14 protein-coding genes are annotated in these 12,309 nt (G+C 66.1%); 2 read left to right on the top strand and 12 right to left on the bottom strand.

The genetic code is table 11. From position 1 onward, the window contains the following. Positions 1-9: 9 nt before the first annotated feature. Together GLX_RS02460 and GLX_RS02455 are read right to left on the bottom strand one after the other, a co-directional pair. Positions 10-930 carry a hypothetical protein gene (locus GLX_RS02460; RefSeq protein WP_014104462.1) on the bottom strand — a complete coding sequence of 307 codons (921 nt, stop codon included), beginning with the start codon at positions 928-930 and terminating at the stop codon, positions 10-12. Between the two features lie 130 nt (positions 931-1,060). Next, positions 1,061-1,576 carry a hypothetical protein gene (locus GLX_RS02455; protein ID WP_041247098.1) on the bottom strand — a complete coding sequence of 172 codons (516 nt, stop codon included), beginning with the start codon at positions 1,574-1,576 and terminating at the stop codon, positions 1,061-1,063. Between GLX_RS02455 and GLX_RS02450 the strand changes: the two genes are divergently transcribed. Next, positions 1,575-2,270, top strand: coding sequence for a hypothetical protein (locus GLX_RS02450; RefSeq protein WP_041247097.1), 696 nt, complete (start codon positions 1,575-1,577; stop codon positions 2,268-2,270). The two genes, GLX_RS02455 and GLX_RS02450, sit on opposite strands and share 2 nt — an antisense overlap. Positions 2,271-2,522: 252 nt before the next feature. Here the strand turns inward: GLX_RS02450 and GLX_RS18370 are convergent, their stop codons facing one another. From GLX_RS18370 to GLX_RS02405, 10 genes are all read right to left on the bottom strand, one after another. Continuing rightward, the gene (locus GLX_RS18370; protein ID WP_153472512.1) at positions 2,523-2,684 is read right to left on the bottom strand and encodes a hypothetical protein; all 162 of its coding nucleotides are present in this window, start codon (positions 2,682-2,684) and stop codon (positions 2,523-2,525) included. Positions 2,685-2,695: 11 nt separating this feature from the next. Continuing rightward, on the bottom strand, positions 2,696-3,007 hold the full coding sequence (locus GLX_RS02445) for a hypothetical protein (RefSeq protein WP_014104460.1): 312 nt from the start codon (positions 3,005-3,007) through the stop codon (positions 2,696-2,698). A 12-nt stretch (positions 3,008-3,019) separates the two neighbouring features. Next, entirely contained in the window at positions 3,020-3,451 is a 432-nt protein-coding gene (locus tag GLX_RS02440) for a hypothetical protein (protein ID WP_014104459.1), read from the bottom strand. Between the two features lie 67 nt (positions 3,452-3,518). Further along, the gene (locus GLX_RS02435) at positions 3,519-5,000 is read right to left on the bottom strand and encodes a phage tail sheath protein (RefSeq protein ID WP_014104458.1); all 1,482 of its coding nucleotides are present in this window, start codon (positions 4,998-5,000) and stop codon (positions 3,519-3,521) included. A gap of 174 nt (positions 5,001-5,174) precedes the next feature. Next, the gene (locus tag GLX_RS02430) at positions 5,175-6,035 is read right to left on the bottom strand and encodes a hypothetical protein (protein WP_014104457.1); all 861 of its coding nucleotides are present in this window, start codon (positions 6,033-6,035) and stop codon (positions 5,175-5,177) included. A 136-nt stretch (positions 6,036-6,171) separates the two neighbouring features. Next, positions 6,172-6,822 carry a hypothetical protein gene (locus GLX_RS02425; RefSeq protein ID WP_014104456.1) on the bottom strand — a complete coding sequence of 217 codons (651 nt, stop codon included), beginning with the start codon at positions 6,820-6,822 and terminating at the stop codon, positions 6,172-6,174. After that, a complete protein-coding gene (locus tag GLX_RS16965; RefSeq protein ID WP_014104455.1) occupies positions 6,822-7,454 on the bottom strand; it encodes a hypothetical protein in 633 nt (210 codons plus the stop codon). Before GLX_RS16965 ends, GLX_RS02425 begins: the two co-directional genes overlap by 1 nt. Before the next feature lie 82 nt (positions 7,455-7,536). After that, positions 7,537-8,886, bottom strand: coding sequence for a hypothetical protein (locus GLX_RS02415; protein ID WP_041247572.1), 1,350 nt, complete (start codon positions 8,884-8,886; stop codon positions 7,537-7,539). Between the two features lie 659 nt (positions 8,887-9,545). Further along, a complete protein-coding gene (locus GLX_RS02410; protein WP_014104453.1) occupies positions 9,546-10,043 on the bottom strand; it encodes a phage scaffolding protein in 498 nt (165 codons plus the stop codon). Between the two features lie 24 nt (positions 10,044-10,067). Next, complete coding sequence (locus tag GLX_RS02405) at positions 10,068-11,480, bottom strand: portal protein (protein WP_014104452.1); 1,413 nt, start codon at positions 11,478-11,480, stop codon at positions 10,068-10,070. Positions 11,481-11,597: 117 nt separating this feature from the next. Here GLX_RS02405 and GLX_RS02400 point away from each other — a divergent pair, with 117 nt between their 5' ends. Then, positions 11,598-12,305 carry a DUF2726 domain-containing protein gene (locus GLX_RS02400; protein WP_231850384.1) on the top strand — a complete coding sequence of 236 codons (708 nt, stop codon included), beginning with the start codon at positions 11,598-11,600 and terminating at the stop codon, positions 12,303-12,305. The last annotated feature ends 4 nt before the right edge of the window (positions 12,306-12,309 follow it).

Below are 12,309 nucleotides of genomic sequence, written 5' to 3'. Positions count from 1 at the left end.
ATGCCCCCTTTATTGCGCCGTAACCAGCGGGCCGTTCTGTGTTGCGCTGGTGGCGGTAAGTGTGTTGGCATAAGCCCGGTTAACCAGCGCGCCCGATGTAACGGATGTGCTGTGCAACTGTGCGTTCTGGGTCAGGGTGGACAGGCTGGCCGTATTGGTCAGGTCGATGCCTTCAAGGTTCGCACCGGTCTGGCTGATGGCAGTGCCCAGCCCCGTGCCAGATGCTTCCAGCCCGGAAAGCAGGCCTGTCGCGCCCTGCGGCAGGGATGCAAGGTTAACCCCCGCCCCGGACAGGCCACCGACCACCGCAAGGTTGTCCTGCACGCCCGCAAACACCCCGCCCGCCCCCGCCATGTCGGCAATGGGAGTAACCTGTCCTGCCACGGTGGCAAGCTGGCCCCCGATATTGCCCGCAATGGTGGCGACATTGGCTAGTGCACCGCTTACGCCCGACAGGGCGGAAGCACCATCGGCCCCCACGAGTGCTGACAGCGTGGACGTGCCTGCTCCACTGGTGGCGGTCTGGTTAGGCTGCTCCAGCACCAGCCGGTAGGGGATGACGATGCCCTTTTGCTGGTAATCGTAGGAATACTGGACAATCCGCACCATAAGCGAAAGCCCGGCCCCGCTGAAGGCCACGGGTGCGCCCGCCACCCGCATCTGCTTGAGGGCACGCGCGCGCGCAAGCGCCGTGGGGCCGACAAAGGTGCCCTCCAGTTCCAGCCGGTCGGGGTCGTTGCCCACGGCGTCTATAATACGGCCACCACCGGGCAGGCGGTGGATGGCTACCTGCTGGGTGCCGCCATCGCGGATCAGGCGCGGCACTTCCATGCCGGTCAGCGTCAGCGCGCCGATTGTCACGGGGGCGGATGCCCACAGCCGCCCGATCGCACCGATGGCGGTCTGGGCATTCATGAGTGTAAGGGACATGCGTGTTTCCGCCGTGGTTGAGGAAAACCGGCCCCGTCCCCGCCTGCCCTGCCCGACAGGGCGGCAGGCGGGAATGGGGCGTGGCCCGTGCGTGCCGCTATGGCGTGATGACTGGCATGGCCAGCCCGGCTCAGGCCCCGATGGAGCGGCCGGGAAGCTGCGTGTGGCGCAGGCCATCGGGTGCCGTGCCGGTGGCGCGGTGTTCATGCAGCGCGCGGCTGGTATCGATCCGCGCCATGGCCTGACCCAGAATATGGTGGTCCAGCGTAAGCGGGATCGTGACCTGTATGACCGGCCCGCCAGCCTGCGGGGCGACAGCGGCTGCCTGCCCCCCGCCCGGCGGCCGGGGGCTGATGAATGGTGGCCTGTCCGCCTGCTGTCGCCCCGTCTGCCCTGCCCCGCGTTGCGGCACGAATGGCTGTATGGGCGTGCGGTCCGCGCGCGCACGCCCCGCTGTGGGCATACCCGGTGTGCAAGGCCGGGTTCGTGGCGGTGTAATGGCACCGGGCCGCGTGGTTTCGGGCAATGGTGCCCGATGTGCTGGCAGGGTGGAATCCTGCGCGGAAGGGGCATTACCCCCGGCATGCGGCATCCACGCCATGACCGCACGCGCACCCGTTGCACGGGGCAGGATGCCGGGGGGCATGGCCGCCATCCCGACCGGGGTGGCCAGAGGACCGGACGGACCGGACCGGGAGGGCACATCCCTGCCCGGCCTGACCAGTGGCCATACCGGGGCTACGGGTGGCCCGGCGGGCGGGATGAAGGCAGCCGGCCCTTCTTGCGTCCACCCGCCCGGCGGCAGTGGTGTTGCGGCCGGTGGGGCCGTTACCGGGCGCGCACTCCGCCTTGCTACCCTGCCCGTTGCCCCGCCCGCTAATCGGCTGCCGCGCGTAACCGGTGGCACGGTGCGGGCCGTGGTTCGGGCCGCCGCCAGCGGGTACGGGCGGGTGGGTTGTGGCATGGCCCGAACGGCTATGGCTGCTGTGACCACGGGTACGATGGGAGTGGATGGTGCCATGGCAGGGGCGGGCGTGATGGATGGGGGCCGCACGGGTGGTGGCAGAACGGGTGGGCGCAGGGGCGGCGCACGCATGGCGGGCAGGACCACAGCAGGCCCACCCGGCATGGACAGGCCCCCGGTGGCAGCCCGATCTTGCCCGCCCGCCCCCATGCGCCCCGATGGCAGGGAGCGGGGCCTGCCCCCCCTCTGCGCGACCGGTAGGCGTGGGGTACCCTGCCAGGGGGCATCCGGCCCTGCCCTGCCCCTGCTGGCCGCAGTGCTGCGCCCGCGTGGCGGGACCACGGGCGGGGGTATGGACGGGATGCCCCCCGGATGAATGTCTCTTGAGAAGGCACCCGTCGGGGAAGCCGTCCTTGGAAGGGCGTTTTCCGGGAGGGCCGCCATCGGGGGTGTAGCCCCGGCAGGCGGGCGCGGGCGGTAGGCTGGTATGGCGACCATCCGGTCCCGCGCGCGCAATGGCTGCGTTACGGCGGTCACGGCCGGCAGCATTTGCCCGCCGCGCGGGCGCAGGCCCACACCGCCCCCGGCACCCGACCGGGTGGCCAGACGTATCGCGGCCCGGTAGTGTTCAGCCATCAGGGTCTTCCCATTGTCGCGCATTCCAGTCATATCGCCCGCCCGCAAGCTCCCCAAAAGCCACCAGAAAGGCCATGCGCCGCACGCGCGGCATGTCCATGGCCACATTCCACGGCACCCCGTTCGCAACCAGGGCCGCAACCTCGATCACCACGGGGTGCCGGCTCAGTTTTTTGCCGCCACCTCCCCGGCCTGCGCCGCCTCGGTCCCATCCGTGCCGAACATGGCGTCTGACAGCGCCATCATCCCGGCATTGCCGATCTTGTTGGCCAACTGCTCAAGCTGGATGCGCGAGGCGGGGCGAATCACGGGCACGCCGTCAACCGCTTCGACCGAACTGACCATCAGCGCGTATTCCATCCATGCCTCAGTTGGGCTGGCGGGGCCGAATTCCAGCAGGGTCAGCACATCGCCCGGCCCCCGCTCGCGCCATGTGAGCGTGCGGCCATCGCTGGTCTTTACCGTGTGTTCCGTCATGTGCGCCCCTGCTTACGATACGCGGTTGCGCGCGCGCGCGCTGAACGTGATGGTCTGCGTCACCAGCATTTCGGACTGGTAGCGCCCGGCATCGGACAGTTGCAGGGACGCACCGATGAACTCATACGTGCTGAGCGTGCCATCGCATTCGCTCACGTACTGGTAGATGCTGCCCAGCACCACCGTGCCCGCCGACCAGAAGCCGCTTTCAATCGCGGCAAACAGGTCATCCGCCCCCGCGCTGTCACGCTGGAAGGTGAACTGTCCGCCCCAGCCGCCCGGCACGTCGTAGAACAGCGGCATGTCATTGAGCGGGTTAGAGGTCAGCTGGTGCGTGCGCTGCTGGGCGTTGAAGCCGGTAACCGTGGGCAGGTCGATGCGGCTGCCGTCATAAACCAGCACCACGCGGCAGTCGCGGCCGATATTGAAGGGTTTGGTAGACATTCATCGCTCCATGGGAACTGGAAAAACAAGGAGCCGCCAGCGTGGGCGGCCCGTAATGGCGGGGTGGTCAGCCCGCGGTAGCGGCGGCCAGCGTAACACTTGCCCCACCTTGCAGGTTGACGACAAAGAAGCGGTTGATGCCCTGGTAGCGCACCTGCACATCGGCGCGTACGTAGCCCAGGGCGGTTTCGGCCTGCGGGTTGTTGGTGGCATCGCACACCACCGCCCATGATGCGCTGGCCAGGATGCCGCTGGCCGCCATGTTGGACAGCGTGCCCAGCAGCACGGCGCGGATATCACCAAACAGCGTGGCGCTGATGACCTCGCCCACAAAGGCGCCCATGCCCGCGTTCAGGGTCTCGGCAAGGTAGTTGGTCAGGCGGGTATAGCTGTCATCATCACTCACCCCGTCGCTGGAGGTGCTGATGCCGCCGCGCACCGCCCAATAGCTGCCGCCGGGAGCGGGATTGCAGATTACGTCGATACCGGCGGCAAACAGGGCCGAAAGCTCGGCGGTGGAATAGGTCTGGCTCGTACCACCCGAGACAAGCCCCGCCTTCTGGCTGCCAATGGCGCCATACAGTTCCTTGTTCAGGCTCGAGCGCTCGGGCGAAAGCCCGCCCAGCAGTCCGGCCACAAACGCCTGCGGCGGGACCAGCATGGTGCCGTTGGTGTCGTCATTCCACCATAGCCAGTCGCCAAACATCAGCTTGACGGCGTAGCTGTCCAGCCCGGCTGCGGCCTTGGCGGCCACGGCACTGGCGATACCATCGCCCGCCGGGCCGCAGGCGATCATGTACACTCCTTCCCCCAGGCCGAACGCGGCCTGCGTGGTCCAGCTCGTGCTGTCACTCACACCCGCCAGTATACCCAGCGCACAGCCCTGTCCGCGCAGGGCGTACAGCCCGGTGCGGGTTGCGCCATCGGTGCCGAGGAAGGCCGCCGTGGTCGGTGCCGCGCCATCCGCCCCGCCCGCCAGCGTGACCGAGCCTGCGGCAAGGGCGGGCACGGTGGATGGCAGGCCGATGCGCACCAGCGCCATGCTGTCCGCCGCTACCGCCGTTGCCAGCACCGCCCACGTGGTCCCCCGGTAGCTACGGCTGCCCAGCGTGGCGTGGCTTATGCTCAGGGTGTAATGCGTGGTGATAATGGGATCGGCCACCAGCGTGGCGCTAAGCGCATTGCCCGCGCTGCCGGTGTGCATCGCGGTCAGGCTCACGCCATCGAGCGTGCCGGTGGCGGCGGCGTCGGTACCATCACTTACGCGCACGCAGCGGAAATCCGATGCGCCCTGCATGATGGCGATGTTGACGGCGGTGCCGATATCGCTGGCCAGCGCCTGCTTGGGGCCGAAGGCGGACAGGCAGTCCCCCATGCTCCCCACAATGACCGGCGTGCCCACCGGCCCCCATGTGGCGGTGCCCACCAGACCGATGCGCCCGGTGGAGACATCATTGAGCGCAATGTTCTGCGGTTTGAGGACCTGCACATACAGGTCGGGCACGTTCAGGCTGTTGGTGTTGATCTGGCCGGACTGGTAGATGGTCATGCGGGTTTCTTTCCCTGAAGGCGCGGATGCGCGTGGTGAGCGAAACGGGTGGGGTGAAAGCCGGGCGCAAGACATCCCGCAGCCGTGGGAATGTTTCCGCCAGGGCTGCTATCGTGGGACATGCGGCACCTGTTGCCCTTGCCCAAGGGCGGCGGCAGACGGTCAGTCCCGCTTTTATTGGTCAAGCAGTACGTCACCCGTCACGACCGTAGGACCGACCCCCACGCCGCCCGCCAGCATGACAGGTGTGGTGCGGGTCAGGTCGGTATCGAATGTGACGAGGTAGCGCGCGGGGCGTGAAAACAGGCCCCGGTTCATGGCGGTATCGTCATTGGTGGCGGCGCGGGCCTCGATGCGGAAGGTGGAGCCGTTTTCGTCCGTCAGCCAGTCGGTCAGGGCCAGCGCGTCACTGATCGCCTGGCCCAGCACGTCACGCGCGGCAGGTAGGGCCGACCATGCAGTGATGACAAACATCTGGCTCTGCCTGCGCGCAACACAGCGTGCTGCCTGCGTGCCCGCGTTGATGGCCTGCGCGGTGCAGCCCGCAGGCAGTGTCAGGCTGGCGCCCGTGGCTACGGCGCCGGGCAGGCTGGCCGCCAGCATGGCCGCAATGTCCGCTGCCGTATCGCCCGGCATTGCCACATGCAGGCTACACGCCGTGCCATTCACCCCCGGCAGGCCGCCTATGCGCAGGCCCACCGTGCCCGTTGGCATGGCACTGCCCGTAACTGATATGGTGGCGGTGGTGCCGGTTACACTTATGCTGACGGTGGCGGGGGTCTGGTTGTTCGCCCGCCATGGGCGGCCGAGAGGTTCATCCAGCCGGGTCCAGCTTTCGGGCAGGTCGACAATGCCAATGAAATCGCAGCCCTGCTGGAGCGTATGTGCCGCATCCCCCAGATCGGCCTGTGTCAGCCCGCCCCGGCGGATGATGAGCGGCCGCCCGGTCACGGCCCCGCTGGCGGTGCCATCGGGGCACAGGGCGGCTGCCAACGCCGTTGCGATGGTAGTGGAGATTGTAGAAATATCAGCCATGCTGGTCGTATTCCCGTGCTGATTGCCCGGCAGGAAAGTATTCAGAAAGGAACAGAAGTTTTTGGGTGCCGCCTTCTTGAAAAAAGGCGGCTTTTCTTGAAGATTTTTGAAAAAAGTTTTACCAGAAACTTCCTTGCTATATCTGCTGGCGCCCCAACTGGCAGCGCACGCCCCATGGGCTGGCACGCGCCGCGCCAATGGTGTAGCGGCTGCCCGCCCCGTCATCAGCCCACATGGCGGGTTGCACGGTTACGGTGGGAATGGCGGGCAGGAACATTTCGTACCCGCCCGTATGGATGCTGCCCGGCTGCACCGGCCCCGGCACCCCTGCCCCGCTGCCAGGGCGGATCATGGCAGGCCAGCCAGTGGCAATGGTGGCCTGGGCCGACACATCGCCCGATGTGGCATATCCGCCCGGAGCAGCCACATCCGCCGCCACCGGCAATGTCGTGCTGATATTCACCACCGCATTGCACAGCACGCATAAAGGTGGACGGAACGGCTCGGCACGGGCAATGAAGTAGGTCTCGGTCCCGCACACCACAATATCGCCTGCCCGCACATCCGTCGTGTCCAGCAGAGCAAAGACGAAGGGCACATCCCACAATGCAGGCCCGACAAAGCCGAAGGCGCGGTCGTTATTGAAGGCCGCCATGACCCGTGCATGCGGTGTGGCACACGGACTGGCGGGCGCGGTGGGGCGGTATTGCGTGGCGGGCGCGCCAATACGGGTAGCGGCACGGGCAAAGCCCCTTGCCGCCAGGTGGCACAGGGTGGGCTGGTCCATCAGATGATGATCTCCCCCGCCCCGCGCAGTCCCGGCCCCGGCGGCACGCCCAGGAAGTTGCATAGCTGCACCCGCCAGCGTGTGTACAGCGTGAACCGGTCGGTTACTTCCGTGCGGTTGCGGGTCCAGACCGCAGCCCTGTCGGTATCAAGGTTGCCAGTTGCCGCCATGATCGCGCCCTCCAGCATCTGGCACTGGGCCACAAAGGCGCGGGCCTGCGCGCATTCGGTGGGGGCAAGGTTGCGCAGCCGCCATTCATTGAAGCCATAAACGCGGAAAAACCGCCACGACTGCATGCCACTGTCCTGCCCGCCCAGCGCGGGATAGCCCATGTAGCGCCGCGCCTGTGCCAGTTCGGCATCCACCAGCGGCGTGTCGGTCATGGTGGCGGCGGTGGGAGGCTGTGCGACGCTGGCACAAGGGACTGGCGCCACGTCATTCCCTGTAGCCATATCCGCGCTGTTCGTGTCTGTCATGGCTGTGGTGCCGCCTGTTGGTGCACCTGTGGCGTTTGTGCCGGTCATGCCCGTATCCGTTGTGTCCGGGTCTGTTGCCGTAGTTCCCATGCCCGCAGTGGCGGCCGTTACGGTGCCGGTGGTCGTGCCCGTGGTGGCGGGCGTGATGTCGGTCATGTCTGCCCCCGGTCTGTCTGTGCTGGTCCGCTCAGGGCGCGGCGCGGTGTATCGCGCCCCGCCCCGGTATTGTGCGCAGGCGTTACGCCGCCCCCAGGCTTTCGATCACCACACCACGCTTGAGGTAGCTGTTGGTGGCGGTGGGAATGACCGCCGTATTGGCGGTAAGGTCCGTGGGCAGTGCAAACCCGCCAATCCATGACCACGACTGCGCGATGATCTGCGCCAGCCGGTCCAGTGCCGGGCGGGTGATCATGCACACGCCCTCAACATCCGTAAGCTCCCCACCATCAAGCAGCGGGGCGTAATGCGTGCCGATATTGGCGTAATCGCCTTCAATCAGCGCGCCCTGCCCGCAGATGATCGCGCGGTGGATCGCCCCCACCCCCAGGCTGGCCTGCTGCGGGGCCTCGGTGGTGGGGATGAAGCGCACGCCCAGCAGGTCGAAGATCTGGCCGGTCTGGTATGTATCGGAGCCGTACTGGCCACGATAGAGCAGCTTGAAGTCCGCATCGCGGAACAGACCCAGCAGCTGCGCATTGTCCAGGTAGCAGTGGTACACCCCGCCATCGGGTGTGGGCACGTTGTTGTCGCGCAGGGTTGCCAGCGCGGACAGGATGGTCTGCACTGTCAGAAGGTCCCCCGACACCAGTGCCGCCGTGGTGGCGCGGCTGGCGGGCCGCAGTACCAGCGGGGCGGTTGCCGCCACCACCGCATTGCCAGCCGTTGCGTTGGAAACTGAAACATTATCCGAAAGTGCAAGCGTGCCCGAAATGCCATCGGGTGCGGTAGATGTATTGGCGGCATCCGCCGTTACGCCCATCAGCGTGTACGACCCCGCGCCGATGGTTACCGTCATGCCATTGCTGGCGCCAACCGAAATTACCTGCCCTTCATCGGACAGGATGTTCTGGAAGCCGCGGATGTCATCCACCGCAACCACGCTGCCTGCGGCACCCAGTGTTGTGGTAACGCGCGTATTGCCCCCCAGGTAGCCACCCACCCCGTTCTGTGCGCCGCCAAACAGGGCGTTGCGCGCCAGACGGTCCAGCGTCTGCCGGGCATTGATGCCAAGGCGCGCGGCATTGGCCAGGAACTGGTTGGCAATGCCCACGCCCTCGGTCACCTGGTTGAGGTCCATGGTGTTGCCGTACTGGTTGATGGTGAGCGTGTACTGCTCCACCGACCACTGTGCGGGCGTCATGCCGTTATCGAAGCTGGTATTGGCTGTGGGGTTAAGTGGTGTGGTGGCGGGCGGCAGGAGGCCTGCGCGGGTATCGGTAATGGTCTGGCCGATGCGGGCGGGGAATTCCATCTGGTCGGCAATGGAGCGGAAGCCCAGCCGCGATTGCAGCGCATCCTGGAACGCGCGCGAGAGGAACCCCTGCTGGATGACCGGCTGCAGGGCGGCGGGGAAATTGGCAATGGCCATGAAGTTCATTTCCTTTGAAAGAACGCAAAAAAGCCGCCGGGCGAAGCGCCTGGCGGCGGCAGGGGCGGTCATGGCAGGCTGCGCCATGAAGGGGCCGGGTGGTGGATAAGGGACATGGCCGGTTAGCAACCCCTTGCCCGTTCCGCGCGCGGCGCAGGCGCGGAACGGGGAAAAGGTCGGGGACATCTGGCAGTCATAAGGACGTTTCTGCTTTCAGGAAGCCGCGGGGGACGCAGCCTTTAAAAAACGTCCATGTTTTTTGTCAGAGGCTGTTTGAAAAGTCGGGTTCAATAATATCCTGAAATTATAAAAGTTTTTGGTGAAGCTTTTTCCAAAAAGCTTCAGAAGACGCCGCCTTTTTTGAAAAAAGGCGACACCCAAAAACTTTTCTTATTTTTTATCAATGATTTGTTTTCAAACAATCTCTCAGTGACCTGTTTTTTGCTGTTTTCAGAAATCATATTCTTCAATGACTGCGCGTATAAACCTTGCCCATTCTCCCTTGCGGTGTGATCTGGCATTTTTCCAAAGAAACAGGACAGCTTTATCTACATTCCACGGCACACGGCATTTTCCATAATCTGGTTTCTATCCGTTTTACTGGAAACCTGTTTTGGGCGCAGGAAGTGGCAGGCTGCCTGCCTGCGCCCGCAACAGCCCTAATTCGCCACGGGCCAACGCAGGCCCGCCGCACTGGCGGCGGCCTTCACGTCGCGCGCGCCTGCCGTGCGGGCATCGAACGGGGTCGGGTCACCCGCGCGCGGGGCGGGGCCTGCGGCGGTGGTGCCAGTCGCAGCCCCCGATGCAGGCTGGGCCGGGGTGAACAGGTAGGCCCGGCTTTCACGCGCGGCCTCCATCAGGCTATCCAGCCCCTGCGGTGTGCCATCCTCGGCCAATGTAACAGTGGACAGGTCCACCAGCCGCACCACATCAGCCGGTTCCACCGCCCCCATGCGGGCGGCCATGGCGCGGGCCTCGGCGCGGATTACGGCGCGGCTGGCGCGGGTGCGCGCGGTAGTGGCCTGTTCGGTAGCGCGCGCAAGGTCGGCCTCCAGCGTGGCGCGGGCAGCGACTGCCGCATCACGTTCGGCACGCAGGGCATCCATCTCGTGGCGCAGGGTTTCAGGGTTGGGGGACTGAGGCACGCTGGCGGTCATGTCGTTACTCCGTAATAATGAATGTCAGGTCGGGCTGCTGGCATTGATGCGTGCCCATTCGCCATGAGGCCCCGGCACGCCCGCGCGCGCGGCAAACAGGGCGCACGCACTCTGGCGCGACAGGAAACCACCCTGCACCGCCACCCCCAGCCCCTGCGCCAGTTGGGCAATCTCGCCCTCGGTGCCGGGGAAGTAGGGCGGCCATTGCAGTGCAAGCCCGGCCGCATCCAGCCCCACGTAATCCTGCCCGCCAATGCGCAGCCCACCGGCCAGCACGTGCGAGAAGCGGCAGGCCATGCGGTACAGCGCCAGCAGCCCGTATTCCCCATAACTGAGCCGCATGCGATCGGTCAGCCACAGCAGCGGCTGGTAGAGCATTTCCATTGCACGGCCCGATGTGGGGGCGGACAGGCTGTCGGCCTGCGCGCGGTTGCCGTGGATCTGCTCCATCACGCTGGCGCGTAGTTCGCGGTAATGGTCGCGCATGGCTCCCGCCGCATCGCCGTTTATTTCCAGCAGCTTGGCATCGCCATCCAGCGGTAGCGTAAGGGCCGTGGAAGCGCCGCCGCTGCTGGCGGGCGTGCCATCCGCGTAGGGGTCCGGCCCCGCGCGGATGACAAGCCGGGGATCGGCGCTGTATTTCAGCCCCCGCCCGGATTGCGAGAGTAGGTAGTCACACTCGATCACCGTATCAATGGCGGGCGCGAAGGTGCATGGGCCATCCATCACGCCGGGTGCGGCCAGGTTGGCCATCCACACCCACGGCACGAAACCAAGGCCGTGATGGGTGCTGCGCGCAGGGTCGATGCGTGTGGGCAGCCCGGCATCGACACGCTGCGGCACGTAAACATGGCAGTCCGTGCGGTCCCATGCGCGAAGCCACCAGAAGACGCTGGTGGCGTCATCCACCCCGATGGGCCAGCCCTGTGCCGCCAGCATGGCGCCAGTTACCTTGTAGCACTCGGTCATGGTGGCGATCTCGCCCGCGCCATCCCATGCGGGGGTCAGGTAACGGGTATCATGCACCTGTATGCGCAGGCCGTGCTGCACGGCTTCAAGCAGCATGGCGCTGGACCCGATGGCACCACGGGTTGCGGCTTGCATCATCAGCGCGGGCAGCGCGGTTTCGGCCGCAAGCTGGGCCAGTATGGTGGGCAGGTGCGGGTCGGTAGCCACAAGGCCGGGCCAGTGCGAGGCCCCGAACAGCAGCGAGACCGCATCATCCACCACCGCGCGGCACATGTTGGTGCGCACCGATGGCCTGCGCGCCGAGAGCGGGATGTATTCTCCCGCCCCGTTATATTCCCGGCCAAAGGGGTTGGGAATGGCGTCGTACTGCGTGCCCTCCAGCACGCGCCCCAGTGCCGCCAGGCGGTGGGCGCGCGCGGGCAGGTCCGGGTCGCGCGGGTAGGTTTGGCTGAGTTCCTGCCAGTCCATGGCCTGGGTTCTCCGGTGCTGTGGCAAGGGTTTGCAGGCCGTTACATGGCGTGCTGTTTTTGCAGGTGTAAAAACGGGCGGACTGGTCTAGACAGGCTGCCGCCCGTTAACTGGAGAGTGAACTTTCATGCATCGCCGCCCCCCATGCTGATGGGTGTTGCCGAAGTTTTGGTGGGTCTGCTGCTGCTGGGCTGGGGGGCCTGCGGCCTGCTGCGCGCCCCTGCTCCCGTGGCCCGGCGTGCTGCGCGCGCGGCCGGGCGGGTTGAACCCATAACCCGCATCCGGCCCCCCGCACCCGTGCCGGACCCAATGCCGGAACCGGCGCCAGGATGGGCGGCTGGCGGCGTGTCAGGGGAGATGCCACAGGCGGCAGATGCGGGTTTTACCGTACCCGTCTCCATGGCGGATTATAGCTGGGCCGTGCCGCTGTACCAGCCCCGCCCGCTACTGAGTGCATGGGAGTGCCGTGTGCTGCGCACCCTTATGGCGCAGGTGCCGCCGGGCTACCTTGTCTGCCCGCAGGTCAGGCTGGCGGAGCTGATGGTGCCGCGCGGGCCGGATGCGGATGCCAACCGGCGGGCGTTTTACAAGATTGCCTCCAAATCGGTGGATTTTGTCGTGGTCCGCGCGGATGACGGCCATGTGGTGCTGGGCGTGGAGCTGGATGACAGCACCCACGACCAGCCCGAACGCCAGTACCGTGACGGGCTGGTCAACGCCGCCTTTGCACAGGTGGGCATAACGCTTGTGCACATAACACCGGGGCAGCGGGTAGATGTAACGGGGTATTTTGAGGACGCATTGGCTGAACCCACCGTATGGTAATAAA

The sequence above is a fragment of the Komagataeibacter medellinensis NBRC 3288 genome (assembly GCF_000182745.2).
In the GTDB taxonomy this organism is placed as follows: Bacteria; Pseudomonadota; Alphaproteobacteria; order Acetobacterales; family Acetobacteraceae; genus Komagataeibacter; species Komagataeibacter medellinensis.
This window is presented reverse-complemented; position numbering and strand designations above follow the sequence as displayed.